The sequence below is a fragment of the Mesorhizobium sp. WSM4898 genome, from assembly GCF_029625845.1.
Lineage (GTDB): Bacteria > Pseudomonadota > Alphaproteobacteria > Rhizobiales > Rhizobiaceae > Mesorhizobium.
Genome location: NZ_JARTVQ010000012.1, coordinates 76,162 through 99,954, shown reverse-complemented (window position 1 = coordinate 99,954; position 23,793 = coordinate 76,162). Strand labels below are relative to the sequence as shown.

The following is a 23,793-nucleotide window of genomic DNA, read 5'->3' as shown; positions in this document are numbered from 1 at the left end:
TATACGATGGCCAGAACCGGTATTCAACCTTGGTTCCGCTTCCGCTCGCGCCGGGAATAAACCGGCATCCGCCGGCGTTATCCAGGTGCTTGGGTACCGGAGCGGGTGGTCCGCTTCGTGCTGGCTGCTTGCGCCGCGCCGGGAAAGCGCGTTCAATCGAATGGAAGACGACGAAACAAGCGGTCATGGACGACAAGAAGGCAGCGATCCTGAGCGAGATACCGCGTCTGCGCCGCTACGCGCGCTCGTTGCTGCGCGACCGCGATTCCGCCGACGATCTCGTCCAGGACTGCCTCGAGCGGGCGCTTGTGCGGCTCGACAACTGGCAAACTGGAGAAAGCCCCAGGAGGTGGCTGTTTACGATCATGCATCATCTGTTCATCGACCAGATGCGCAAGGTTAACCGGCGAGGCGAGGCGGCAATGTTGCCTCTGGAAGCCGGCGAGGCCCAGGCCGCGCCCGCCGATCAGGTCGAAAGCATAGCCTCGCGCGAGATCATGGATGCCCTGCAGGCGATCGGCCCCGATCGGCGCGCGGCATTGGTCATGGTCGCTATCGAAGGCTTTTCCTATGCCGAGGCCGCCAACATCCTGGGCGTGCCGGCCGGCACGCTGATGTCGCGCATCGCGCGCGGCCGCGAGGAACTGCGCGGCCTGCTGGACGACTCCTCGCGCCGCCGCTCGATAAGGATCGTCGAGCGATGACCCGGCGCGATTTCACCGAACGCGATATCCACATGGCCCTCGATGGCGAGCTGCCGGGCGAGGAGCGCATGGCCTATGACGCCTGGCTCGAAGCCAATCCCGAAATGAAGGCGAAGAGCGCCCGTTACATAGCCGACCGTGCGGCGCTCCGCGCCGCCCTGGCCGGCGTGATGGACGAACCGGTGCCGGCAAGGCTACGGCACGCCGTGCTTGGCGAAGCGCCGGCGCGGACGCCTGCCTGGCGCTCGCGCTGGTGGCTTTCGGCGGCGGCAGCAGCCGTGCTGATGGTCGGCGGGTTCGGTGGATATCTCGCCGGCATCGACGGCATTGGCCGCAGCGGTGAGAGCGACGACCAACTCGCGGAGCAGGCGATTTCCGCCCATCTCATCTACGCCGTCGAGAAGCGTCACGCGGTCGAGGTGCCGGCAAGCGACAAGGACCATCTGCAGACCTGGCTGTCCAACCGGGTAGGGCTGAAGCTGGTGGCGCCCGATCTCGCGGCCGAGGGCTTCGCACTCGTCGGCGGCCGGCTGTTGCCGGCGGGCGAGCGTGGCAAGGCCGCGATGTTGCTTTACGAGGACGCCAAGGGCGAGCGCATCTCGCTCTTCGTCACCGCCGAATCATCGCAGACCACCAAGGGAACCTATACGGCCGAGGCTGACGGTCCGGAAGCGGTGTATTGGCTGGACAAGGGCTATGGCTGCGCCGTCGTCGGCACATTACCGCCGGAGCGTCTGTCGGAGGTCGCCAAGAGCGCCTATGGCCAGCTTCTGGCCGGTATTTCGAGCTGAGGAGGCGGCTATTTTCAACGGCCTACGCTGTTTCGAATTAGTGGTTCAATTCAAAGCCGTGGTGCTTTTCTGCCGCCGCGGAACCTGTCACAATTCGGCCCTAATCAAGGAGCGATAGCGCTTGATGAAGACCGGCGCTTCGGCCGGGGTGCTGCTTTTGACCGGGGCCGTTTCCTTTAATCCAATCGAGGTTCTCCCAAACCCCGCATGCCTGCCGAGATCCGCAAGGCCCGCGCGTCGGACGTCGATGACCTCGCCGCCATCGAGAAGGCTGTCTTCTCAAGCGATCGCCTGTCGCGCCGCTCCTTTCGCCAGTTGATAGAGCATGAGACCGCCGAGATGCTGGTGGCTGAGAATGACGGCCATGTCGCCGGCTACGCGGTGGTCTTGTTTCGCAAGGGCAGCGGCGTGGCCCGGCTCTATTCCATCGCCGTCGGTCCCTTCTTCGGCAATCTCGGCATCGGCCGCCAATTGCTGGCCGCGGCCGAAGAGGCGGCTTATGAACACGATCGCATGATGCTGCGGCTCGAGGTTCGCGAGGACAATCAGCGCGCCATCGGCATCTACGAGCAGGCAGGCTACCGAAAGATCGGCCGCGAGCCCGACTATTACGAGGACGGCGCCACTGCGCTCCGTTACGAAAAGACGCTGCGCGGCGATGTCCCGACCAGCACCGGGGTGCCGTTTTACCAGCAGACCTGCGAGTTCACCTGCGGTCCGTGCTGCCTGATGATGGCAATGGCCAATTTCGATTCCGGCTTCGTGCCCGATCCGGTCATGGAAATACGCCTGTGGCGCGAGGCGACCACGGTATTCATGATGTCGGGGCCGGGCGGCTGCGAGCCTTTCGGCCTGGCGGTTGCCGGCTATGAAAGCGGGCTTGCCGCCGAGATCTTCGTATCCTTTCACGGCGCGCTGTTCCTGCAGTCGGTGCGCAGCGAGGACAAGCGCCGGGTGATGGAGCTCGCCCAGGTCGACTTCCGCCGGCGCGCGGAACTTTACGGCATCCCGGTGAATTACCGTCCGTTCGGCATCGACGACATCCGCGCCGCCCTTGCCGAGGGCAAGCTGGTGCTGGTGCTGATCAGCGGCTTCCTGATGTTCGGCAAGAAGGTGCCGCATTGGGTGCTGGCCATCGGCGACGACGGCGACCATATCCTCATCCACGATCCTTGGGTCGAAGACGAAAGGCAGGAAACCATCCTCGACGCCGCCAACATTCCCGTGCCCTATGGCATCTTCATGAACATGGCTCAGTTCGGCCGCGACGGGTTGCGCGCCGCCATCAACCTGGGAAAACGCTGACACAATGACCTGGGTCATCCTAACAGGCAGGCAGAACGATCTCGACCAGGTGGCGACGCCGCACAAGATCATCACCAACCGCGACTATCTCGCGCATCCGGCGCTGTTTCGCGGCCAGCGGCCGAAGGTGATCAACCTTTCGAACAACTACGGCTATCAGAGCCGCGGCTATTATGCCTCGCTGCTCGCCGGATCGCGCGGCCACAAAGTGATTCCGACCGTCGAGACCATGATCGATCTGTCGGAGCGCAAGCTCTATGAGCATGCGTTGCCGGAACTCGAGCTCGCTCTCAACAAATGCCGCAAGGATCTCGACGGAACCTTTCCGACGAAGGTCGCAGTCTTTTTTGGCATCGGGCCCTCGAAAGTTTGGGACCGGTTCACCAAGCTCTTGTTCGACTGGTTTCGCGCGCCGGCGCTCGAGGTCCACATCAAGGACAGCGCCGAATGGGCTTCGATCCGCAAGATCGGCTTCCTGCCGCTCGCGCGCATGAGCGAGGAGCAAGAAGAAGTCTTCCTGCAATGCCTGGAGACCTACACCAACCGCGAGTGGCGCGACACCAAGGGGCGCACGCCGGCGCGCTACACGTTCGCGACGCTCGTCGATCCGCATGAGGAATTGCCGCCTTCGGAGATTTCGTCCCTGCGCTACTGGGCGAGGATCGCGGAGAAGATGGGCGTCGAGGTCGAGCCGATCACCAGGAAGGATTTGGCCAAGCTCGCCAATTACGACGCGCTGTTCATCCGCGAGACGACATCCATCTCCAACCACACCTACCGCTTCGCGCGCCGCGCCCAGCAGGAGGGCATGCCGGTGATCGACGACCCGCTGTCGATGATCCGCTGCACCAACAAGGTCTATCTCAACGAGCTGATGACCTACAACAAGGTGCCGGTACCGCCGACGGTGATGATTGCCGGCACCTCCGATCTGGAGCTCGCCGCCCAGACGCTGGGCTTTCCGCTGGTGCTGAAAATCCCGGACTCATCCTTCTCGCGCGGGGTCAAGAAATGCGAGAACCTTGCCGATCTGACAAAGCTGGCGACCGAGTGGCTGGAGGATTCCGACCTCCTCATCGCGCAGAAATTCATCCCCACCGAATATGATTGGCGCGTCGGCGTGCTCGGCGGCCAACCGCTGTTTGCCGTGCATTACCTGATGGCCAAAAAACACTGGCAGATCGTCAACCACAAGGCCAACGGCAAGCCCGATCAGGGCGGCATCAAGACCTTCACGCTGAAGCAGACGCCGCCGCACGTGGTCGAGACGGCGGTCAAGGCGGCGCGCTGCATCGGCGACGGGCTCTACGGCGTCGACCTCAAGGAAACCAAGGACGGCGTCTTCGTCATCGAGGTCAACGATAACCCCAATCTCGACCATGGCTGGGAGGATTCCGGCGAGAAGGACGAGCTCTGGGTGCGGCTTACGCAATGGTTCCTGGAGCGGCTGGAGCGCACTGGTCGCTAAAGCATTTTGCATCCGGACGGGATCGCCTGGCGTCGCTGAATCCGGCTAAGACAATCAACTGAATGGGGGCAAGATGCTGTTTTTCGTTGTCGAGGATTTTCGCGGCTGCGACCGCAAGGAAATCTACCGGCGGTTCCGCAATCGGGGCCGGCTGAAACCGGACGCGCTTGTCGTTCACCATAGCTGGATCGCAGGCGACATGAGCCGCTGCTTCCTGCTTGTCGAGGCCGATGACGTCACGCTGCTGCAGCGTTGGGTCATCGAATGGGCCGATCTGGTGGAGTTCGAGATCGTTCCGGTAGCCACCAGCAAGGACATGGTCGCGGCCCTGGCCGGGCATCTCTGACTGCTAGGCACCGAGCGCCGGCGACCTGACCGCGCGCACGCATTCCGCGATCAGCCACTCGCGAAACGCCGCCACCACATCGCGCCTTGCGCTGCGTTCAGGGATCGTCAGGCAATAAGGCTGGCGCAATTCCAGCGCTCGGGCAACCGGCCGGACCAGCCTGCCGTCTTCCAGCGCCCGGGCGCAGTAGATGCCTTGCGCCAGCGCCACGCCCAATCCCGACATGGCGAGATCGAGTGCGGCCCGCGACGAGTTGGCCGAAAGCCCGCGCTGGGCCGACCGGCCCGGCGCGATGCCCCCCGCCTCGAGCCAGTTGCGCCAGGACGGAAAGGCAGCACCGGTCGGGCCCCAGTCGGTGTGGATCAACGGCAGGCCGGCGAGAGTTTCCGGCTTGGCTGCGCCGGCAAGGCTGGGCGCGCAGACGGGATAGACCGCATCCCGGGCGATCTCCTCGGTCGGATGCTCGCGATAGTGCCGGCCGTAGGATAGCCGGATGTCGACCATCTCATGGTCGAACGGCACAGGGTCGTCCTCGCCTCTCAGCGAAATATCCGCGGCGCCGTGGCTGGCGACAAAGCCGGCGAGGCGTTCGGAAAGCCAGCCCATCGCCATCGAAGGCGGCACCGAGATGACGAGCCTCGGCCGGAACGCATCGCCGCCTACATCCCGCGCGACGCTGCCGATTTCCTGGAAGGCCATGGTAAGCCTCGGCAACATCTCGACGCCGGCTTCGGTGAGCAGGACGCGCCGGTTGACGCGGTGGAACAACTTGCGGCCCATCTGTTCTTCCACGGTGCGGATGAGCTGGCTGACCGCCGCCGCCGAAATCGACAGCTCTTCCGCCGCTGCGGCAAAGCTGCCGCTGCGCGCCGCCGCCTCGAAGGCTTGAAGTCCGCGCAGGGAGGGAAGTGCGACCATGGCGACGGAAAAGATAAGCTGAGCTTATCTATTTTGCAGAATTCCTCGTTTTTCGAAAGCTTTCTTTCTGCAGTACGGTAGCCTCATGAGCGCCATCGACCACACCATCGACCACCGCGACGTCATCGCCTCGCTGACCAATGAGGAGCGCAGCCGGCTGACCGGCAAGTCCGATCTGCCGGGCATCATCCAATTCGTCGTTCATCTCGGCGCCATCGTCGCTCTCGGCGCGCTGATCGCGGCCAAGGTGCCGTACTGGCCGGTTCTGATGCTGCCGCAGGGCATCCTGATCGTGTTCCTGTTCACGCTGCTGCATGAGACCGTGCACAGGACGGCCTTCGAAACGCAGTGGCTGAACGATGCCGTCGCGCGGCTCTGCAGCCTGGCGATCGCGCTGCCGGCCGACTGGTTCCGCTATTTCCATTTCGCCCATCATCGCTTCACTCAGGACCCGCAGAACGATCCGGAGCTGGCTTTCCCGAAGCCCGAGACCTTGCGACAGTACATCGTCCATGTGTCTGGCCTGCCGGTGTGGTGGGGTCATTTCAAGACGCTCTACAGAAATGCCAGCGGCCGCTGCGGGGACAGCTATGTGCCCCCGAAAGGCTTGCCGAAAGTCCAGGCCGAGGCGCGGGCGATGATCGCCTTCTACCTCGTCGTGCTGACGCTTGCGATCTGGCTCGAGGCGACCGTGCTCCTCTACGTTTGGCTCGTACCGGCGCTGCTCGGGCAGCCCTTTCTCAGGCTTTATCTGCTGGCCGAGCATGGCCGCTGCCCCTTCGTCGCCAATATGCTGGAAAACACCAGGACGACGCTGACCAACTGGTTCGTGCGCAAGCTCGCCTGGAACATGCCCTACCATGCCGAGCACCACGCCTATCCGGGTGTGCCGTTCCATCAATTGCCGGCTTTTCATCGGCTGATCGCGCGGCATCTCAAAGTGGTAGAACCCGGCTATGTGAGCTTCCACGAGAAATATTTCGAGACGCTGCGCTGACCGGTGCCTGGCATCAACCGGATCGGCGAAGCTTTTCCTGCGAGCGCAGCAGGCGGCTCATCTCCGAGGCCCTGGCCGGCGCGCCGATCAGAAAACCTTGCGCCTCGCCGCAGCCGGCCTTGCGCAGCATGTCGAGCTGCGCTTCGGCCTCGACGCCTTCGGCGGTGACGGTGATGCCGAGCTCGGCGCCGAGCCCGATAACCGTGCGCACGATCGCCGCCGTGTCGCGCTTGTCGAGATCGTGGATGAAGGAGCGGTCGATCTTGATCTTGTCGACCGGGAAGCGCCGCAGATAACCGAGCGAAGAATAGCCGGTGCCGAAATCGTCGAGCGCGATGCGCACGCCGAGCCCGCGCAATTGCCCGAGCGTCCTCAGCACGCTGTCGCTCTCGTCCATCATCACCGTTTCGGTGATTTCGAGTTCCAGCCGGCTTGCTGGCAGGCCGGAAAAGGCGAGCGCCGCAATCACGCTGCGGGCGAAGCCGCCGCTCTTGATCTGGGCCGCCGAGACGTTGACCGCCATGCGCACGTCCTGCGGCCAGCCCGCCGCCACGCCGCAGGCCTTGCGCAGCGCCCAGTCGCCGAGCTGCACGATCAGCCCGGTTTCTTCGGCCGCGGCGATGAAGTCTTGCGGCGGCACCAGCCCGCGCGACGGCGAGCGCCAGCGCATCAGCGCTTCGGCGCCGACGATCTCACCGGAGGCGATGTCGAGAATCGGCTGGAAATCCAGTTCGAACTCGCGCCTCGGGAGTGCAGCTTCGAGGTCGGCCTCGAGCGCCAGGCGCTCCCGCACCATGGCATCCATGCCCGGCTCGAAGAAACGGTAGATGTTGCGCCCCTCGCTCTTGCCCCGGTAGAGCGCCATGTCGGCATTGGTGAGCAGCGTATCCGCATCCTGCCCGTCGCTGGGATAAAGCGCGATGCCGAGGCTCACCCCGACATGCATTTCGCGGCCCTTGTCGCGATAAGGCTTGCCGATCACCTCGATAATGCGCTTGGCCAGCTTTTCGGCGTCGACCGCGTTTCTGATATTGGATTGAATGATGGCGAATTCGTCGCCGCCGAAACGCGCCACCACGTCCTTGTCGCTGCGCAGGCAGCGTTGCAGGCGCTCGGCCACCCTTTTCAGCAGCCAGTCGCCGGCCGGATGCCCGAACGTATCGTTGACGGCCTTGAAGCGGTCGAGGTCGAGCGAGAAGATCGCCACCGGCGCGGCTTTGGCCTCGCTCAATGCCTGGTCCAGGCGCTCGCGGAACATCGAGCGGTTGGGCAGGTTGGTCAGCGTGTCGTGATGCGCAAGATGCGTCATGCGCTCTTCGGCGCGGCGACGCTCGGTAACATCGTCGAAGGTCACGACCCAGCCGCCGCCGCTCATCGGCTGCCGAACCACCAGAAAAGTCCTGCCGTCGGCAAGATAGCGGTAAGCCGACTGCATTTTCCCTGCTCGCAGGCAGGCTTCGGTCCTGGTGACTTCGCTGTCGACGTCGATCTTGGTGTAGATGCCGAGTTCCAGCAGTCGTTTGAGCGCGTCGCGGTGTGTCGTTCCAAAAGGGAAATCTGTCGCGGCGACGTTGTAGAGCTCGAGAAAGCGCTGATTGCGCACGATCATCTTGCCGTCGGCGTCATACATCAGCAGGCCTTGCGACATGTTGGCCAAAGCGGCGTCGAAGCGGCGATGCTGCTCCTTCAGTTCCTCTTCGGAGCGCCGCTGCACGGTCACGTCCTCGTAGATCGACACCCAGCCGCCGGAGGCCAGCGGCCGATGCGAGATGACGATGATGCGCCCGTCCGCCAGCGTCTCCTCATAAGTCGAGGGCTTGGCGCCGTCGATATAGGGTTTGCGGACGGCGTAGAGCTGCTCGGCGGTTTGCGAGGCGATGCCGATTTCGACGCTGTGCTGCAAGATGTCGAAGAAGCGAATGCCGGGCTTCGTGACTTTGGCGTCGAGGCGGAAGAGGTCGATGTAGTTTCGGTTGCAGATGATCATGCGCTCGTCGGCGTCGAACATGCACAGGCCATGCGACATGTTCTCGACGGCGGCCGAAAAGCGCTCGTTTTGTGCGCGAAGTTCCTCCGCTATTCGTCGAACCGGGCCAATACCGGTTGCCTTCCGCCTGACTGCGGCCGAACCAGCCTTGACATGAGCAACGGGCATGAGCGCGCCTGCCGACCGTGACTGAACAGTTTACTGTCGTGGCCGCCGGTTAATTTAGCGTTCTTTTATTTGACGGAATTGGCAGCGAGAAAAGGCTGGCGTTTAGCTTCCAGCGCCGCGAATCGTTTCAGAAATGCCGCCTGCGCCCAGGTCACCGAGCGTGGAGTGAAGTCGAAATGGTCGGCGGAAAAGCTGCGCGGCCGGCCGAAATACTCCGTCGCCTCCGCGGTCGAGAAGCCGGCAAGCAGCGTCGCTTCGTAATAGGCGGCGATCTGGTCGGCGCGCTTGATGTCCTTGCGCAAGGTGGAACCGAGCTCGGCCGGCAGCGAGAAACGTTGATGGATGGCGCGCTGCAGCCTGAGCTCGCAGTCCTTGTAGGAGCCGCCCATCACCGATTTGAAGGGGGAGATCATGTCGCCGATGACATATTCGGGCGCGTCGTGCAGCAGCGCCGCGAGCCGCGCCTCGGCGGAGGCGGCCGGCACCAGCTCACCATAGAGTGCCTCGACCAGCAGCGAATGCTGAGCCACCGAAAAGGCGTGCTCGCCGCTGGTCTGGCCGTTCCAGCGGGCGACGCGGGCGAGGCCATGCGCGATGTCGGCGATCTCGATGTCGAGCGGCGAGGGGTCGAGCAGGTCGAGCCGCCGGCCGGACAGCATGCGCTGCCAGGCGCGCGGCGGCGCTCCCGCCCTGTCGGCCGCCATCAGGCCTCCTCCGCGCTGACGGTGTCTTGCGGGAAGGAGAATTTCGCCCAGCCCGGGATGGCGAGCGTCACCGGGACGTCGCCGGCCATGATCGGGTCGCGGGCATCGAGCGCTGCCTTGACGCGGTCGATGCGGGCGATGGCGAGGCCGCGTCCGCCGCTTACCGAACCCAGCGTGCCGACCGGCCGGCCGGCGACGGTGAGCTCGGTACCGGTCGCAGGCAGGGAACCCCCGGCTGTGGCGACCAGCACGCGGCGTCGCGCGGTGCCGCGATGCTGCATGCGCGAGACGACTTCCTGGCCGACATAGCAACCTTTCTTGAAGCCGACGCCGCCGGTCTCGTCGAGCAGAACGTCATGTGGGAAAGCGTCACCGAGCTGGTAGTCGCTGCCGCTTTCGGCGATGCCGTTGGCGATACGCAGGGCCTGCCATGCGCCGGCATCGCCGCTGTCCTGAACTGCGCCCTCATATGTGCGCCTGACCTCCACCTCGCGGAAGCGCGTGTCGGCGAGGGAAGTTGAATTGGCAAGTGAGGCGGTTGAATCATCGCCCCATGCAACCGTGACAAGCGCCTGATCCTGCTTGGCAATCTCGGCCTTTGCCCTCAGCCGGTAAAGCATCAGCCGGCGCACGAAGTCATCGGCTATGTCGGTCCGGCATTCCAGCCGGAAGCCGTTCTCGCCGGCGCGAGAGATGAGAAAATCGAACAGGATCTTGCCTTGCGGCGAAAGCAGCGCGCCGGGCTTTGCCTCGCCGGCGCCAAGCGCATCGAGATCGGTGGTGAGGATGTTTTGCAAAAAATGTTCGGCATCCTGGCCTGACACGGAAATGAGCGCGCGGTCTTTCAGCAGGGCAAAGGGCATGGGCGTGAAGTCGGCCTGATCTTGCAAAAATGATGGTCATTACGTAAGCCGGCCACACTCCCCCCGCAAGAGATTGGACCAGTCCATGGCAACCACCTTCGACCTCATCCTGACAGGCGGCACGGTAGTCAACCATGACGGTGAAGGCCGGCGCGATGTCGGCGTGAAGGCCGGGCGTATTGCCGCGATAGGGGATCTCGGCCAAGCGTCGGCCGGCGAGACGATCGATTGCACGGGCCTGCACATCCTGCCCGGCGTCGTCGACAGCCAGGTGCATTTCCGCGAGCCGGGACTGGAGCACAAGGAAGATCTGGAAACCGGGTCTCGCGCCGCGGTTTTGGGCGGCGTCACCGCGGTCTTCGAGATGCCCAACACCAATCCGCTGACCACCAGCGAGGCGGCCCTTGCCGACAAGGTGCGGCGCGCCACCGGCCGCATGCATTGCGACTTCGCTTTCTGGGTTGGCGGCACGCGCGACAATGCCGGCGATGTCGGCGAGCTCGAGCGGCTGCCAGGAGCTGCCGGCATAAAAGTCTTCATGGGCTCGTCCACCGGCGACCTGCTGGTCGAGGACGACGAAGGCGTCGCCTCCATCCTGCGCAACACCCGCCGCCGCGCCGCTTTCCACTCCGAGGACGAGTTCCGTCTGCGCGAGCGGCTCGGTCTGCGCGTCGAGGGCGATCCCTCGTCGCATCCTGTCTGGCGCGACGAGATCGCGGCGCTGCGCTGCACCGAGCGCCTGGTGCGCATCGCGAGACAGACGCGCGCGCGCATCCATGTGCTGCACATCTCGACGGCCGAGGAGATCGTTTTCCTCGAGCAGCATAAGGACGTCGCTACATGCGAGGCGACGCCGCATCACCTGACGCTCTCAGCTGACGACTATGCGCGGCTCGGCACGCTGATCCAGATGAACCCGCCGGTGCGCGCGGCGCGCCACCGCGACGCCGTCTGGCACGGCATTGCGCAAGGGATCGTCGATGTGCTGGGGTCCGACCACGCGCCCCACACGCTGGCCGAGAAGGCCAAGCCTTATCCTGCCTCGCCTTCGGGCATGACGGGCGTGCAGACGCTGGTGCCGATCATGCTCGACCATGTCAACGCCGGCCGGCTCACTTTGCAGCGTTTCGTCGATCTCTCCAGTCACGGTCCGCAGCGCATCTTCGGCATGGCGGGAAAGGGCCGCATCGCCGCCGGCTACGACGCCGATTTCACCGTCGTAGACCTGAAGCGCCGCGAGACCATCACCAACGCGCAGGCTGGCTCCAAGGCGGGCTGGACGCCCTATGACGGCAAAGAGGTCACCGGCTGGCCGGTCGGCACCATCGTGCGCGGCAACCGGGTAATTTGGGACGGCGAGATCGTCACGCCCGGCCAGGGCAGGGCGGTGGAGTTTTCCGAGGCGCTGGCGGCTTAGGCCACGTTGGATTTCTTAAGCGCGCCCTGCATTATGAGTGCCTGCAGCTGCGAGAACTTGCCCTGGTCGATTTTCTTCTTGCAAATGCCGACGGTGGGAGCCGATGCGATTCCGGCTCTGCGAGAGGAGGCAAACCGCATATGGCCGCAGACCAAAATTGGCAAGGGATGAGCTTCTGGCTCAATCCCCGGCGACGAAGAACAGCCACTGGCCGGCGGGCGTGATGCCGACGCGATAGAAGATATAGGCGCCGAACTGCTTCATGTCGTCATAGTCGCTTGCGGTGACGAGCTTGAACAGCTCGACGCGCTGCCTGGGATCCAGCTTGTCGAGCGGCAGCGCGAAGAAATACGGCCAGACATAGAGCTCCTGCGGCGTGCCGGTGTCGACATGGACATAGCCGGCGCTGAGCACCTCTTCCAAAATGGCGAGAATCTCTTGGCCGTCGCCGTCGCCGGAGAGTCCCTTGAGGAAAGCGACCGGGTCGCCCTCGATGTCGCCGAGCGATAGCTGCGTCATGGATTCGCCCGAGCCGATCAGCGGCCGAAGTTTCTCGATATCGCCGCTCTTGCAGGCCTCGATGATCAGGCCGTGCATGCGTTTGACCGGCTCGGGAAGCTTGTCGAGGTCGTAGACGACGGGCGGCGGCGGCGAATCCGGGTCGGAGCGCGGGCTGGTGATGCCGCCGCTGCCGGTTGGCGCTTCGGGCGCGCTCTTGTCCGTCTCGTCGGCCGGCTGGCTGTTGTCGGAGGGTTTGGTGCCGGGCGCGGCCGGCATTGGCACGGTGGTCCCCGGAGCGGTCGTTTCGTCACTGGTGGACGGAGTGACCGGCGAAGGCAACTCCTCGCGTTGGATCTCGCTTAGCGCATAGCAAGGCGTGCTGGCGAGGCAGATTGCCAATGGCCCGGCGCAGGAAGCAGAGATCCAGATGCCGAGGGCCAGCCCGCGCGGCCTGCCTGCCAACGAAAATCTCACCCCTTGCCTCTCCATGGTTCCGGGCTCGCTAGGGCAATTCCAGAAAACTGTGCAATGGTTTCCGTCCGGAATTGCGAAAAACTAATGGCTAGGCGGCGGGTATGATGCCCAAACGGCGCGTCGCCGTCAAAAGCAGCCAAAGCGGGCGGGCTAGTGCCTGAGCCGTTCCGGCTCGAACGCGCCGGAGATCACCTTTTCGCGCATGCGGTCGAGCAGGGCCAGCGCTGAGGTCTCACCATTGGCGCGCAGCATCTCGCCGAAGGCGGTTTCCAGCGCAGCCTCGGCGATGATTTCGGGCTCGATGCCGGCCGACAATCCTTCCGCCCAGGCTTCACTGTGGCTCTCCACGGCGGTCAGGCGCTTTTCTTCCCTGACCAACGCGTCGATGTCGCTGACGCCATGTTCCATTGCGATGTCCACCTTTTCAAGCGTCGGTCCGGCAAGGCACCGGGCTTGACTTGCCAGTTCATGCGCTGCTCGTACAAGTGCTTGTAAATACGACATTTCTGCAGTCGCAATCTACATATCGAGCAAGGCTGCGATCAATTCCGACCGAGCTTAGCCGATTAGACCAGCTTGCGGCATTAAAACCTTCAGTTTGAGTTAATTCCGCATTTGTCCACTAACGTTTCATTAACATTGTTGCACAAGCGCAACAGATGATTGCACCAAGGCGCAGCCTGATACAATGAGGCCGGCCACATTGGAGCGATTTGTCGGTGGATAGTCGCGATCGATGCCGGTCCTCAATTCCCGTAGCGGGAAGCGATATCGCGCGACAGCGTCTCGCCTTCCTTCATGTAGCGGGCAATGGCCTCGGTGGCCGAAGGCGTGCACTGCGTGTAGGTGCCGCTGAAGGAGCGGTAGCCGCGATTGAAGGAGGCGATGAAGCGGGCGCGCCGGTTGGGATCGGGATTTTCCGACTCGAGCAGCTTTTCCATCTCCAGCCGCCACTGGTCGCCTTTCTCGCCGCAGAGGTTGCGCAGGAAATGCAGCGAACCCAGCACCTCGGCGAGGCGCATCAGCCCGGGCTCGAACGGCGCCTCGGCCGCCGATGCCGGCTGCACCGTGACGGCCATGCTGATAGCGAGGCTTGCGGCGAGAAAGGGGGAGGCGCGGGTCATCATGGCCTTGCGATGGAAGAGCAAGGCTTTGTGGCGAAACATTTTGTCGCCCGCAAGGCCATTCTGGGGTCACCGCTCGGCGGCTTGCGCAGGACCAAGCAACTCCTCGGCAACTTCAAACACATCGCCCGCCAGCGGCATCGCCGCCATTTCCGCCAGCGTGTAGAACGCCGCCGTCTCAGCGTCATCGCTCGCTGCCGGCTCGCCGCCGACATAGGCCGCGCCGAACACCGTCAGCAAATAGTCGACCGCGTGGTGCTCAGCGCGGCCGTCGATATGGATGTCGCGCAGCGGGCGGTAATCCTTCGCCTGGAGCCCCGTTTCCTCCTTGAGTTCGCGCGCCGCGGCTTGCGCCAGCGTCTCGCCCGGCTCGACCTTGCCGCCGGGATACGCGTAGAGCCCTTGCGAAGGCGGCCGCGCCCGCTTGACAAGCAGCACCGTCTTGCCGCGCACGACGGCGACGGAGACTGCCGGGATAATCTTGCGAACCTTGTTCATGCGTTGCGAATCGCGCCGGCTGCCGGCTTGGTTGTGGACCGGACAGCTTTAGCGGTTGCGGCGCGGCGGTTCCATCGCCACTTTCATGGCGATCCCGACCGAAGAGCCAATCCATGTGCGGACGCTTTGCCCTGACCGCCTCGCCGGACCAGACCGCCGCCATTCTTGGCCTGGCGGAGCTGGAGGCGTTTCCGGCCCGCTACAATATCGCTCCGACGCAGCCGGTGCTGATGGCGTTCGCCGGTCCGCCAAGAGCGCCAGGCTCCAACCTGCCTGACCGCCAGGCGATGCTAGTGCGCTGGGGCCTGATCCCAACTTGGGTCAAGGATACGAAGGAATTTCCGCTGCTCTTCAACGCGCGCTCGGAAGGCGTGCTGCAAAAGGCATCGTTCAAGACCGCCATGCGGCATCGTCGCACGCTCGTGCCGGCATCCGGCTTTTATGAATGGCAGCAATCGGGGAGCGCCAAGGGCCAGCCCTACTGGATCCGGCCGCGCCGAGGCGGGGTGATCGCCTTCGCCGGTCTGATCGAGACCTATGCCGAGCCGGGCGGTTCCGAGATGGACACCGGCGCGATCCTCACCACGCGGGCCAACGCCGGCACCGCCCATATCCACGACCGCGTACCGGTGGTGATCGAGGAACGCGATTTCGCCCGCTGGTTGGATTGCCGCACGCAGGAGCCGCGCGACGTGCTCGACCTCCTCAAGCCCGCCGAGCCCGATTTCTTCGAGGCGATTCCGGTTTCCGAGCTCGTCAACAAGGTCGCCAACACCGGGCCGGAGATTCAGGAGAGGGGCATGGTCGGGCCTCACCCCGACAGGGTCAGGCGCCAGAAACCCGGCGCGGACGAAAACCAGATGACCCTGTTTTAGCGAAGGCTGCTAGCGGAGGCCTTCCATCTCCAGGGCGAGCATTGGCGTCGCCCTCATTGCCGGCACCCCGATCATCGGAGACTGCGCCGGTCCTGCCGTTTCAAGCGGCGCGCGGCGAGATGATCTTCTGCGCCGGCTTCTTCTTCTTCGCGGTGTGAAGAAGGGCTGCGACGATGGCCGCAGGGCCGATCGCGCGGTAGTGGCTGGCGAGCGGCTGCTGCGCCGGTCGGCTTTGTTCTTGCTTACTTCGAGGCATTGTTCTCTTCCCTGGTAACGTTTTCGTGTCTGGGTTTGGTGGTCGATTCGGACCAAATCGTGACGTTTGGCGGTCTAGTCCGATAATGTTTCATCACTGTGCCGAGATGCTTAATAAAATGTTTCGGCCCGTTTTTACCTGTGATGGAACGACAGCTTTCCCGAGTTGAGCGACTTGACGGCAACACCTGCGGACGCGATAAAGCCGGGCATGAAAACGTCTTTCGCCATTTGTGGCATTTGCATTATTGGCTAGCCTCGCGCTGGTCCGGACGTTTTCGCCTTATCTTCCCCTAGATTGGACAAACGCCCCGGCCAGCAGGCTGGAGCCCGATTTGCGCCCGCGCGCGGGGAGGCTCCGTCCAACATAAGGGATCGGAAGAGCACGCATGTCTGACGCATCGAAGGGCCTCAGCCTTTACAACACGCTGACGCGGGCGAAGGAGCGTTTCGTTCCGATCGATCCGCAAAACGTGCGCATGTATGTTTGCGGCCCGACGGTCTACGACTTTGCCCATATCGGCAACGCGCGGCCGGCGATCGTCTTCGACGTGCTGTTCCGTTTGCTGCGCCAACTCTATGGCGAAAAGCACGTCACGTATGTGCGCAACATCACGGATGTCGACGACAAGATAAATGCGCGCGCCCTGCGCGATTTCGGCGCCGAGATCGAAGCCGGGAAGCTTTCGCTGAACGACGCGATCCGGCGCGTCACCGAAAAGACCGCCGACCAGTACCACAAGGATGTCGCAGCACTCGGCTGCCTGGAGCCGACCTACGAGCCGCGGGCGACCGAGTTCGTCGCGCCCCGCGCCGACGGCAAGGCCGACATGCTGTCGCTGATCGCGCAGCTGATCGAGCGCGGCCACGCCTATGTCGCCGGCGGCGAGGTGCTCTTCGACACCGCCTCGATGCCCGATTATGGCGAGCTTTCGAAGCGCAATCTCGACGAGCAGCAGGCCGGCGCCCGCATCGCGGTCGACGCCCACAAGAAGAACCCCGGCGATTTCGTTTTATGGAAACTCTCGACGCCGGAAGAGCCCGGCTGGGAAAGCCCTTGGGGCAGGGGCCGTCCGGGCTGGCACATCGAATGCTCGGCCATGTCGGCCGCCTATCTCGGCGAGATCTTCGACATCCATGGCGGCGGCCTCGACCTGATCTTCCCGCATCACGAGAACGAGATCGCCCAGTCGCGCTGCGCCCACGGCACCAAAGTCATGGCGAATGTCTGGATGCACAACGGCTTCCTTCAGGTCGAGGGCCAGAAAATGTCGAAGAGCCTCGGCAATTTCTATTCGATCCATGAGCTCTTGGAGACCGAGACTTTCGGCGGCAGGAAATGGCCGGGCGAAGTGCTGCGGCAGGCGATGCTGATGACGCATTACCGCGAGCCGATCGACTTTTCCGTGCGCAAGTTGGAGGAGGCGGAAAACACGCTGCGCAAATGGAAGCGAGCGGCCGACCTTGCGCCCGCGGCGGCGAGGGACCAGCCGGCAGACGTGCTGGAAGCGCTGTCCGACGACCTCGCCACCTACGCTGCCTTCCAGCGATTGACACAGCTTGCCGGCGAGGCGGTGGAGTTCACTGGCGCCGGCGAGAACGCCGCCGCGGCTTCGCTGAAAGCGGCGCTTGTCTTTCTGGGTTTCGATGTCGGCGCAGCGAAGGTGGACGAAACCGTGACCGCTGAGGCGATCGCCAGGCGCCTGAAGTTCATCGCCGACAAGAATTGGGCTGAGGCCGACCGCATCCGCGACGAGCTTCTGGCGCAAGGCGTTCAGCTCAAGGACGGCAAGGATCCGGTCACCGGCCAGCGCGTGACGACCTGGGAGATCAAGCGGTGAGGGTGGCGCAGGGGATCGTTTCAGGACTGGCGGAGGCGCCGGTGACGTCCAATCTCCCCCCTTGCGGGGGAGATTAGCTCGGGCGTGCGATTTCGTTAATCGCAAACGTGAGGGCGTGTAGCTATGGGCCACGACCTCGTTCCATCCCGTCAGCGCAATAACGCCAAGTCCATGCGGCGTGCCATGACGGATGCCGAGCTGAAACTTTGGAACGAGTTGCGTGCCCACCGCTTGATGGGCATGAGCTTCCGGCGGCAGGTGCCGATCGGACCTTATATCGTTGATTTCGCGTGCTCGGCCCATCGCATAGTCGAGGTCGATGGCAGCCAGCATGGCGATGCGGAACACTTAAACCGTGACGAGGCAAGAAGTGGCTATCTAGCTGCAAGCGGCTGGACCATGCTGCGCTTCTGGAACGACGACGTGATCCGCGATATCGACAATGTCTGCCAGCACATCGTCATTGCGGCCGGCCTGGCCGGCGCCGAAGTGCCGGAGACCGCAACGCAGGAGCTCGTTCCATGATCGATCATCTCGGCATCAGCGTTTCCGATTTCGAAAAGTCCAAGGCGTTCTACGACAAGGCGATGGCGCCGCTTGGCGCTTCGCTGCTCTACATGGTGCCGGAGGAATATACCGGCGGCGCCAAGGTCGGCGGCTATGGCCGCGACCGGCCGGTGTTCTGGCTGAGCGCGGGCAAGGAGAAGCCGAAGGACCATCAGCATGTCGCCTTCACCGCGCGCAGCCGCGCCGAGGTCGACGCCTTCCATGCCGCGGCCCTTGCGGCCGGCGGCAAGGACAATGGCGGGCCGGGGCTGCGTCCGCATTACCACCCCAATTATTACGGCGCCTTCGTCTTCGATCCCGACGGCAACAATGTCGAGGCGGTCTGCCATGATCCGGAGTGAGCTCGATGGGAGGGATCGATGAGCCTTGATAACCGGCCGGTCTATACGGGCGGGTGCCAGTGCGGCGCCGTACGTTTCCGCGTTGAGGGCGCGCTGGGCGATGCCTCGGTCTGCCATTGCCGCATGTGCCAGAAGGCGAGCGGCAATTTCTATCTGCCGCTGGTCTCGGTGCGCGGCGCCAGGCTCGACTGGACGCGCGGCGAGCCGAAGCGCTTCCGCTCGTCCAGCGCGGCATGGCGCGGCTTCTGCGCCGAATGCGGCACGCCGCTGACCTTCGAGGCGCCGGACGGCGTGGCGCTGGCGATCGCCGCCTTCGACGACCCGGCCGGCATCGCGCCAACCATCCAGTGGGGCGTCGAAGCGAAGCTTCCCTATGTCGACGGCGTTTCGAAACTGCCCTCCGAGGAGACGATGGGCGATATTTCGTCGGCGCCTTATCTCGCCGAGCTCGTCTCCTATCAACATCCCGATCACGACACGGACCAATGGCCGCCGGAGGAAAAACCATGACCGATGAAATTCGAACCGGCGGCTGCCAGTGCGGCGCCGTGCGCTTCCGCGTCCACGGCAAGCTCGGGCGCCCGTCCATCTGCCATTGCCGCATGTGCCAGAAACAGTTCGGCAATTTCTTCGGCGCCCTGGTGACGGTGCCGAAGGATGGCGTCGAATGGACCCATGAGGAGCCGAGCTATTTCCAGTCCTCGGTCAACATCGATCGCGGCTTCTGCCGCCGCTGCGGCACGCCGCTCACCTACCGCCAGCCGGGCGGGCTGGAGATCGCCATCGGTGCCTTCGACGATCGTTCGGACTTGGCGCCGCAGATCCAGGTCAACTACGCGGTGCGGCTGCCCTGGGTGGAGAAGATCTTCGAGGCGCCGGTCCACGACGACCCCGACTACTATCGACGGCAGGAGCAGATCATCTCCTTCCAGCATCCCGATCACGAGACGGCCAACTGGCCGCAGCAGGGACTGAAACTATGACGATCCACAGCAGCTCCTTGCGCACGCTCTATCTCGAGATCGAGCCGTTCGAAACAGGCATGCTCGATGTCGGTGATGGCCACACCATCTATTGGGAGCGCTGCGGCACCAAAGGCGCCAAGCCAGCCGTGTTCCTGCATGGCGGCCCCGGAGGCACGATCTCGCCGAAACACCGGCGGCTGTTCGACCCGAAACTCTACGACGTCATCCTGTTCGACCAGCGCGGCTGCGGCAAGTCGACGCCCAACGCCTCGTTGGAAGCCAACACCACCTGGCATCTCGTCGCCGACATCGAACGCCTGCGCGAGATGGCGGGCTTCGACAAATGGCTGGTGTTCGGCGGCTCGTGGGGCTCGACGCTGGCGCTGGCCTATGCCGAAACGCATCCCGAGCGCGTCAGCGAGCTCGTCGTGCGCGGCATCTATACGCTCACCCGCGCCGAGCTCGAATGGTACTATCAGTTCGGCGTCTCCGAGATGTTTCCCGACAAGTGGGAACGTTTTTTGGCGCCGATCCCCGAGGCCGAGCGCGGCGACATGATGGCGGCCTACCGCAAGCGGCTGGTGGGCACCGACCGCAAGGCGAAGGTCGAGGCGGCGCTTGCCTGGAGTCTGTGGGAAGGCGAGACGATCACGCTTTTGCCGGAGCCGGAAACCAGCACGCCTTTCGGCCAGGACGACTATGCCATCGCCTTCGCCCGCATCGAGAACCACTATTTCGTCCATGCCGGCTGGCTGGAAGAAGGACAGCTGCTGCGCGATGCCTGGAAGCTGAAGGACATCCCCGGCACCATCGTCCACGGCCGCTACGACATGCCGTGCCCGGCGCGCTATGCCTGGGCCCTGCACAAGGCCTGGCCGAAGGCGGATTTCCACCTCATCGAAGGCGCCGGCCACTCGTATTCGGAGCCGGGGATTCTGGACCGGCTGATTCGGGCGACGGATAAATACGCCGGCAAATAACCATGCAGGTTTGTGCTCTACGGCGCCCCCGGCGCGAAGGATCGCGACTTTTCGAGCTACAGCCATGATGAAGCAACGCCTCTACCTCTTCGACACCACGCTGCGCGACGGCCAGCAGACGCCGGGCATCGACTTTTCCGTCGAGGACAAGATCGCGATCGCCAAGCTGCTTGACGAATTCGGCATCGACTATGTCGAGGGCGGGTATCCCGGCGCCAACCCGACCGACACCGCCTTCTTCCATCAGAAGCGCACGGAAAGCGCGAAATTCGTCGCCTTCGGCATGACCAAGCGGGCAGGGGTTTCGGCCTCCAACGATCCGGGGCTGGCGGCGCTGGTGCAATCGAAGTCGGACGCGATCTGCTTCGTCGCCAAGAGCTGGGACTATCACGTGCGCGTGGCGCTCGGCTGCACCAACGAGGAGAACCTTGAGTCGATAAAGGTCTCGGTCCAGGCGGCGGTCGCCGCCGGCAAGGAGGCGATGGTCGACTGCGAGCATTTCTTCGACGGCTTCAAGGCCAATCCGGCTTACGCGCTGGCCTGCGCCAAGACTGCCTATGATGCCGGGGCGCGCTGGGTGGTGCTATGCGACACCAATGGCGGCACGCAGCCTTCGGAAGTGCGGGCCATCGTCGAGAAGGTGATCGCGGGCGGCATCCCTGGCGACCATCTCGGCATTCATGCCCATGATGACACCGGCCAGGCGGTGGCGAATTCCCTTGCCGCCGTCGAGGCCGGTGTGCGCCAGATCCAGGGCACGCTGAACGGCATCGGCGAGCGCTGCGGCAACGCCAATCTGGTCACAATCATCCCGACGCTCGCGCTCAAGCCGGCCTTCGCCGATTGCTTCGAGACAGGCATTTCGGCCGAAGCACTGACCGGCATTTCGCGGCTCTCCCGCGCTTTCGACGAATTGCTCAACCGCGCGCCGGAAGCTCAGGCGCCCTATGTCGGCTCATCCGCCTTCGCCACCAAGGCGGGTATCCATGCCTCGGCGCTGGCCAAAGAGCCGGCGACTTACGAGCATGTGCCGCCGGAAGCCGTGGGCAACCGCCGCCGTGTCATGGTCTCCGACCAGGGCGGCAAGGCCAATTTCCTCGCCGAATTGAAGCGGCGCGGCATCGACGTGCCGAAGGACGACAGCCGGCTCGACGCGCTCATCGCCATCGTCAAGGAGCGCGAGGCCGAAGGCTACGCCTATGAGGGCGCCGACGCCTCCTTCGAGCTCTTGGCCCGCAAGACGCTGCACGGCCTGCCGGAGTTCTTCAACGTCACCTCGTTCCGCTGCATGGTCGAGCGCCGCTTCGATGCCAACGGCAACCTGAAGACCGTGTCCGAAGCGATCGTGAAGGTGATGGTCGACGGCGAGGAGAAGATGTCGGTGGCCGAAGGCCACGGCCCGGTCAACGCGCTCGACATCGCGCTGCGCAAGGATCTCGGCAAGTATCAGAACGAGATCGTCGACCTCGAGCTCGCCGACTTCAAGGTGCGCATTCTCAACGGCGGCACCGAAGCCATCACCCGAGTGCTGATCGAATCGCACGATTCCACCGGCGCCCGCTGGTGGACGGTCGGCGTATCGGAAAACATCATCGACGCCTCCTTCCAGGCGCTGATGGATTCGATCATCTACAAGCTGATGAAGAACCGTGATATGGCTGGCTTAGTCGCGGCGGAGTAGGTTGAACCATCATCAAAAGTCCATTGATCCATCAGAATTTTGCGATGGTCTTGGACGGTCCCCTGGGCCATAGCGTTGGGCCATGGTCACCGCAACAGCCGATCTCGATCAAGATGCCAAGGCCCGCCGCGGCTTCCTTTTGGCGCTCGGCGCCTATTTCCTCTGGGGGCTGTTGCCCTTCTACATGAAAGCGGTGGCGCACCTGCCTCTGATCGAGGTGATCTCGCACCGGATCGTTTGGTCGGTGCCGATCGCCGCTGCCGTGCTGGTTTGGGCCGGCCGCACCGCCGACTTTAAGGCCGCGATCCGCTCGCCAAAAAGCCTCGCCATGGCGGCGCTGACGGCGACGCTCATCTCGGTCAACTGGGGCATCTATGTCTGGGCGATCGCAGTCGACCGCACGGTCGAGACGGCGCTCGGCTACTATATCAACCCGCTGGTCAGCGTGGTGGTCGGCGCCGTTCTCCTCGGCGAACGGCTCGACCGGCTGCAGATCGCGGCGGTGGCGCTGGCCGCCATTGCGGTGACCGTGCTTACTGTCGAGGCCGGCAAATTACCCTGGGTATCGCTGGCATTGGCCTTCTCCTTCGCCGCCTACGGCTTCTTCCGCAAGACGCTGCCGATCGGGCCGAGCCAGGGCTTTCTGCTTGAAGTTCTTTTGCTGTCGGTGCCGGCGCTTTGCTACATTGCCTACCTGATCGCCGCGGGACAGGACCATTTCATCTCCAGCACCGGCGCCGACACCGCGCTGCTGATCGGCTGCGGCCCGGTGACCGCGGTGCCGCTTCTGCTCTTTGCCTTCGGCGCCAGGCTTTTGCGCCTCTCCACCATCGGCATCATGCAATATATCGCGCCGACGATGGTGTTCCTGATCGCCGTCCTGATCTTCGATGAGCCGTTCGGCACCACGCAGGCCATAGCTTTCGCCCTTATCTGGACTGCGCTGGCCATGTACAGCTGGTCGATGTTCAGAGGGCGCGAGGTTCGCCAGGCGGGTCCCGCGACGAGGTGAGGGCGGCAAATGTACCAGCTTTATATCGGCAACAAGAACTATTCGTCCTGGTCGCTGCGGCCTTGGCTGCTGATGCGGACCCTCGACATTCGCTTCGAGGAGCGGCTGACGCCGTTCCCGACCGGTTCAAGTTTCAGCCTCTTCCGGTCATTCTCGCCGAATGGCCGCGTACCCTGCCTGGTCGACGATGGCTGGGCGGTGTGGGATTCGCTCTCGATCGTCGAATATCTGGCAGAGCGTCATCGAGGCGTCTGGCCGGCCGATGCGAAAGCGCGCGCATGGGCGCGCTCCGCCGCCGCCGAAATGCATTCGAGCTTTACCGCGCTGCGCAATGACTGCCCGATGAGCTGTGGCGTGCACGTCAAGCTGGCATCGATGTCCGCTGCGCTGAAGCACGATCTCTTCCGCCTGGGCGACTTGTGGAACGACGGCCTTGCGCGCTTCGGCGGACCGTTCCTTGCCGGAGACCACTTCACCGCGGTCGATGCCTTCTTCGCTCCGGTCGCTTTCCGGGCACAGTCCTATGGACTGGCATTCGAGGGCGCTGCCGCTGCTTATCCCAAGCGGTTGCTCGATCTGCCTGCCATGCGCGAATGGTATGCGGCCGGTCTCGCCGAGACATGGCGCGAGCCGGACCATGAGGCGGAAGTCCGCGCTGCCGGTACGGTCGTCGAGGATCTGCGCGCAAGCGCATAGGACGCTAAACCCGGCCCAGCCGCCGCACGACCATGTAGACGATGCCGGCGACGACGACCGCTATCGCCGTCACCACCCAGAAGCCGAGCGCCGTGTCGACCAGCGGGAGCCCGCCGACATTCATGCCGAACAGGCCGGAGATGATGGTCATCGGCAGCAGCACCGCGGTCATGACGGAGAGGATGTAGAGCAACTGGTTCAACCGCTCAGTCAGCTTCGCCATCAGTTCGTCCTGCAAAAGCCGGGTTCGCGCCTGCAACTGCTCGCCGTCGTGATGCAGCGTATGCGCGCGGTGCGAGAGCCTTGCCGCCATGT

Annotated in this window: 27 protein-coding genes; 17 read left to right on the top strand and 10 right to left on the bottom strand. The window is 63.9% G+C overall.

The features are described 5' to 3' along the window. Positions 1-185: 185 nt before the first annotated feature. The 5 genes from P9228_RS28775 to P9228_RS28755 all read left to right on the top strand — a co-directional run bounded on the left by P9228_RS28775 (position 186) and on the right by P9228_RS28755 (position 4,614). Positions 186-704: an RNA polymerase sigma factor gene (locus P9228_RS28775; RefSeq protein ID WP_066998131.1), complete on the top strand. Its 519-nt coding sequence runs from the start codon at positions 186-188 to the stop codon at positions 702-704. Then, entirely contained in the window at positions 701-1,495 is a 795-nt protein-coding gene (locus P9228_RS28770; protein ID WP_278056821.1) for an anti-sigma factor, read from the top strand. The genes P9228_RS28775 and P9228_RS28770 overlap by 4 nt, the downstream gene beginning before the upstream one ends. Positions 1,496-1,702: 207 nt before the next feature. Further along, positions 1,703-2,800, top strand: coding sequence for a GNAT family N-acetyltransferase/peptidase C39 family protein (locus tag P9228_RS28765; protein ID WP_278056820.1), 1,098 nt, complete (start codon positions 1,703-1,705; stop codon positions 2,798-2,800). Positions 2,801-2,804: 4 nt separating this feature from the next. Next, a complete protein-coding gene (locus P9228_RS28760; protein WP_067321133.1) occupies positions 2,805-4,268 on the top strand; it encodes a RimK family protein in 1,464 nt (487 codons plus the stop codon). Between the two features lie 73 nt (positions 4,269-4,341). After that, complete coding sequence (locus P9228_RS28755) at positions 4,342-4,614, top strand: DUF3303 family protein (RefSeq protein ID WP_127216105.1); 273 nt, start codon at positions 4,342-4,344, stop codon at positions 4,612-4,614. 3 nt (positions 4,615-4,617) lie between these two features. On the opposite strand, the gene P9228_RS28750 is transcribed toward P9228_RS28755, so the two are convergent. Beyond that, positions 4,618-5,532 carry a LysR substrate-binding domain-containing protein gene (locus tag P9228_RS28750; RefSeq protein WP_127403688.1) on the bottom strand — a complete coding sequence of 305 codons (915 nt, stop codon included), beginning with the start codon at positions 5,530-5,532 and terminating at the stop codon, positions 4,618-4,620. A gap of 106 nt (positions 5,533-5,638) precedes the next feature. Here P9228_RS28750 and P9228_RS28745 point away from each other — a divergent pair, with 106 nt between their 5' ends. Continuing rightward, a complete protein-coding gene (locus P9228_RS28745) occupies positions 5,639-6,529 on the top strand; it encodes a fatty acid desaturase family protein (RefSeq protein WP_347404325.1) in 891 nt (296 codons plus the stop codon). Between the two features lie 13 nt (positions 6,530-6,542). Here the strand turns inward: P9228_RS28745 and P9228_RS28740 are convergent, their stop codons facing one another. From P9228_RS28740 to P9228_RS28730, 3 genes are all read right to left on the bottom strand, one after another. After that, positions 6,543-8,555: an EAL domain-containing protein gene (locus P9228_RS28740; protein WP_245307405.1), complete on the bottom strand. Its 2,013-nt coding sequence runs from the start codon at positions 8,553-8,555 to the stop codon at positions 6,543-6,545. A gap of 194 nt (positions 8,556-8,749) precedes the next feature. Further along, positions 8,750-9,388 carry an HD family hydrolase gene (locus P9228_RS28735; RefSeq protein WP_095781517.1) on the bottom strand — a complete coding sequence of 213 codons (639 nt, stop codon included), beginning with the start codon at positions 9,386-9,388 and terminating at the stop codon, positions 8,750-8,752. Next, the gene (locus P9228_RS28730) at positions 9,388-10,251 is read right to left on the bottom strand and encodes a folate-binding protein YgfZ (protein ID WP_278056815.1); all 864 of its coding nucleotides are present in this window, start codon (positions 10,249-10,251) and stop codon (positions 9,388-9,390) included. Before P9228_RS28730 ends, P9228_RS28735 begins: the two co-directional genes overlap by 1 nt. 85 nt (positions 10,252-10,336) lie before the next feature. On the opposite strand from P9228_RS28730, the gene P9228_RS28725 reads away from it, so the two are divergent. After that, complete coding sequence (locus P9228_RS28725) at positions 10,337-11,668, top strand: dihydroorotase (RefSeq protein ID WP_278056813.1); 1,332 nt, start codon at positions 10,337-10,339, stop codon at positions 11,666-11,668. A gap of 180 nt (positions 11,669-11,848) precedes the next feature. Here the strand turns inward: P9228_RS28725 and P9228_RS28720 are convergent, their stop codons facing one another. The 4 genes from P9228_RS28720 to P9228_RS28705 form a co-directional block, all read right to left on the bottom strand. Continuing rightward, entirely contained in the window at positions 11,849-12,643 is a 795-nt protein-coding gene (locus tag P9228_RS28720; protein ID WP_278056811.1) for a hypothetical protein, read from the bottom strand. 150 nt (positions 12,644-12,793) lie between these two features. Next, on the bottom strand, positions 12,794-13,051 hold the full coding sequence (locus tag P9228_RS28715) for a hypothetical protein (RefSeq protein WP_066997401.1): 258 nt from the start codon (positions 13,049-13,051) through the stop codon (positions 12,794-12,796). 338 nt (positions 13,052-13,389) lie between these two features. Continuing rightward, complete coding sequence (locus P9228_RS28710) at positions 13,390-13,767, bottom strand: TIGR02301 family protein (protein WP_095781940.1); 378 nt, start codon at positions 13,765-13,767, stop codon at positions 13,390-13,392. A gap of 69 nt (positions 13,768-13,836) precedes the next feature. Beyond that, complete coding sequence (locus P9228_RS28705) at positions 13,837-14,265, bottom strand: NUDIX hydrolase (protein ID WP_095777839.1); 429 nt, start codon at positions 14,263-14,265, stop codon at positions 13,837-13,839. 113 nt (positions 14,266-14,378) lie between these two features. Here P9228_RS28705 and P9228_RS28700 point away from each other — a divergent pair, with 113 nt between their 5' ends. Continuing rightward, positions 14,379-15,140, top strand: a complete 762-nt coding sequence (locus P9228_RS28700) for an SOS response-associated peptidase (protein WP_278056808.1) — start codon at positions 14,379-14,381, stop codon at positions 15,138-15,140. Between the two features lie 100 nt (positions 15,141-15,240). On the opposite strand, the gene P9228_RS28695 is transcribed toward P9228_RS28700, so the two are convergent. Next, on the bottom strand, positions 15,241-15,396 hold the full coding sequence (locus P9228_RS28695) for a hypothetical protein (RefSeq protein WP_082953737.1): 156 nt from the start codon (positions 15,394-15,396) through the stop codon (positions 15,241-15,243). A 388-nt stretch (positions 15,397-15,784) separates the two neighbouring features. Here P9228_RS28695 and cysS point away from each other — a divergent pair, with 388 nt between their 5' ends. The 9 genes from cysS to P9228_RS28650 all read left to right on the top strand — a co-directional run bounded on the left by cysS (position 15,785) and on the right by P9228_RS28650 (position 23,478). Beyond that, positions 15,785-17,236 (top strand): cysteine--tRNA ligase, encoded by a 1,452-nt coding sequence (gene cysS, locus P9228_RS28690; RefSeq protein WP_278056806.1) that lies wholly within the window; start codon positions 15,785-15,787, stop codon positions 17,234-17,236. Between the two features lie 123 nt (positions 17,237-17,359). Beyond that, complete coding sequence (locus P9228_RS28685) at positions 17,360-17,761, top strand: DUF559 domain-containing protein (protein WP_278056804.1); 402 nt, start codon at positions 17,360-17,362, stop codon at positions 17,759-17,761. Continuing rightward, complete coding sequence (locus tag P9228_RS28680) at positions 17,758-18,144, top strand: VOC family protein (protein WP_095800105.1); 387 nt, start codon at positions 17,758-17,760, stop codon at positions 18,142-18,144. Before P9228_RS28685 ends, P9228_RS28680 begins: the two co-directional genes overlap by 4 nt. An 18-nt stretch (positions 18,145-18,162) precedes the next feature. After that, the gene (locus P9228_RS28675; protein WP_095800104.1) at positions 18,163-18,654 is read left to right on the top strand and encodes a GFA family protein; all 492 of its coding nucleotides are present in this window, start codon (positions 18,163-18,165) and stop codon (positions 18,652-18,654) included. Continuing rightward, complete coding sequence (locus P9228_RS28670; RefSeq protein ID WP_095777832.1) at positions 18,651-19,127, top strand: GFA family protein; 477 nt, start codon at positions 18,651-18,653, stop codon at positions 19,125-19,127. Before P9228_RS28675 ends, P9228_RS28670 begins: the two co-directional genes overlap by 4 nt. Continuing rightward, the gene (pip, locus tag P9228_RS28665) at positions 19,124-20,089 is read left to right on the top strand and encodes a prolyl aminopeptidase (RefSeq protein ID WP_278056801.1); all 966 of its coding nucleotides are present in this window, start codon (positions 19,124-19,126) and stop codon (positions 20,087-20,089) included. The genes P9228_RS28670 and pip overlap by 4 nt, the downstream gene beginning before the upstream one ends. A 64-nt stretch (positions 20,090-20,153) precedes the next feature. Then, complete coding sequence (gene cimA / locus P9228_RS28660) at positions 20,154-21,770, top strand: citramalate synthase (protein ID WP_278056800.1); 1,617 nt, start codon at positions 20,154-20,156, stop codon at positions 21,768-21,770. An 82-nt stretch (positions 21,771-21,852) separates the two neighbouring features. After that, the gene (gene rarD / locus P9228_RS28655) at positions 21,853-22,782 is read left to right on the top strand and encodes an EamA family transporter RarD (protein WP_095800101.1); all 930 of its coding nucleotides are present in this window, start codon (positions 21,853-21,855) and stop codon (positions 22,780-22,782) included. Between the two features lie 9 nt (positions 22,783-22,791). Then, positions 22,792-23,478, top strand: a complete 687-nt coding sequence (locus tag P9228_RS28650; protein ID WP_278056404.1) for a glutathione S-transferase family protein — start codon at positions 22,792-22,794, stop codon at positions 23,476-23,478. Positions 23,479-23,482: 4 nt separating this feature from the next. On the opposite strand, the gene P9228_RS28645 is transcribed toward P9228_RS28650, so the two are convergent. Then, a complete protein-coding gene (locus P9228_RS28645; protein WP_278056406.1) occupies positions 23,483-23,791 on the bottom strand; it encodes a CorA family divalent cation transporter in 309 nt (102 codons plus the stop codon). Between the last annotated feature and the right edge of the window lie 2 nt (positions 23,792-23,793).

Bases quoted from the DNA above. Each gene is read 5' to 3' on its own strand.
- P9228_RS28775 (WP_066998131.1), top strand. From the start codon at position 186: ATGGACGACAAGAAGGCAGCGATCCTGAGCGAGATACCGCGTCTGCGC.
- P9228_RS28770 (WP_278056821.1), top strand. From the start codon at position 701: ATGACCCGGCGCGATTTCACCGAACGCGATATCCACATGGCCCTCGAT.
- P9228_RS28765 (WP_278056820.1), top strand. From the start codon at position 1,703: ATGCCTGCCGAGATCCGCAAGGCCCGCGCGTCGGACGTCGATGACCTC.
- P9228_RS28760 (WP_067321133.1), top strand. From the start codon at position 2,805: ATGACCTGGGTCATCCTAACAGGCAGGCAGAACGATCTCGACCAGGTG.
- P9228_RS28755 (WP_127216105.1), top strand. From the start codon at position 4,342: ATGCTGTTTTTCGTTGTCGAGGATTTTCGCGGCTGCGACCGCAAGGAA.
- P9228_RS28750 (WP_127403688.1), bottom strand. From the start codon at position 5,532: ATGGTCGCACTTCCCTCCCTGCGCGGACTTCAAGCCTTCGAGGCGGCG.
- P9228_RS28740 (WP_245307405.1), bottom strand. From the start codon at position 8,555: ATGTCGCATGGCCTGTGCATGTTCGACGCCGACGAGCGCATGATCATC.
- P9228_RS28735 (WP_095781517.1), bottom strand. From the start codon at position 9,388: ATGGCGGCCGACAGGGCGGGAGCGCCGCCGCGCGCCTGGCAGCGCATG.
- P9228_RS28730 (WP_278056815.1), bottom strand. From the start codon at position 10,251: ATGCCCTTTGCCCTGCTGAAAGACCGCGCGCTCATTTCCGTGTCAGGC.
- P9228_RS28725 (WP_278056813.1), top strand. From the start codon at position 10,337: ATGGCAACCACCTTCGACCTCATCCTGACAGGCGGCACGGTAGTCAAC.
- P9228_RS28715 (WP_066997401.1), bottom strand. From the start codon at position 13,051: ATGGAACATGGCGTCAGCGACATCGACGCGTTGGTCAGGGAAGAAAAG.
- P9228_RS28710 (WP_095781940.1), bottom strand. From the start codon at position 13,767: ATGACCCGCGCCTCCCCCTTTCTCGCCGCAAGCCTCGCTATCAGCATG.
- P9228_RS28705 (WP_095777839.1), bottom strand. From the start codon at position 14,265: ATGAACAAGGTTCGCAAGATTATCCCGGCAGTCTCCGTCGCCGTCGTG.
- P9228_RS28700 (WP_278056808.1), top strand. From the start codon at position 14,379: ATGTGCGGACGCTTTGCCCTGACCGCCTCGCCGGACCAGACCGCCGCC.
- P9228_RS28695 (WP_082953737.1), bottom strand. From the start codon at position 15,396: ATGCCTCGAAGTAAGCAAGAACAAAGCCGACCGGCGCAGCAGCCGCTC.
- cysS (WP_278056806.1), top strand. From the start codon at position 15,785: ATGTCTGACGCATCGAAGGGCCTCAGCCTTTACAACACGCTGACGCGG.
- P9228_RS28685 (WP_278056804.1), top strand. From the start codon at position 17,360: ATGGGCCACGACCTCGTTCCATCCCGTCAGCGCAATAACGCCAAGTCC.
- P9228_RS28680 (WP_095800105.1), top strand. From the start codon at position 17,758: ATGATCGATCATCTCGGCATCAGCGTTTCCGATTTCGAAAAGTCCAAG.
- P9228_RS28675 (WP_095800104.1), top strand. From the start codon at position 18,163: ATGAGCCTTGATAACCGGCCGGTCTATACGGGCGGGTGCCAGTGCGGC.
- P9228_RS28670 (WP_095777832.1), top strand. From the start codon at position 18,651: ATGACCGATGAAATTCGAACCGGCGGCTGCCAGTGCGGCGCCGTGCGC.
- pip (WP_278056801.1), top strand. From the start codon at position 19,124: ATGACGATCCACAGCAGCTCCTTGCGCACGCTCTATCTCGAGATCGAG.
- cimA (WP_278056800.1), top strand. From the start codon at position 20,154: ATGATGAAGCAACGCCTCTACCTCTTCGACACCACGCTGCGCGACGGC.
- rarD (WP_095800101.1), top strand. From the start codon at position 21,853: ATGGTCACCGCAACAGCCGATCTCGATCAAGATGCCAAGGCCCGCCGC.
- P9228_RS28650 (WP_278056404.1), top strand. From the start codon at position 22,792: ATGTACCAGCTTTATATCGGCAACAAGAACTATTCGTCCTGGTCGCTG.
- P9228_RS28645 (WP_278056406.1), bottom strand. From the start codon at position 23,791: ATGGCGGCAAGGCTCTCGCACCGCGCGCATACGCTGCATCACGACGGC.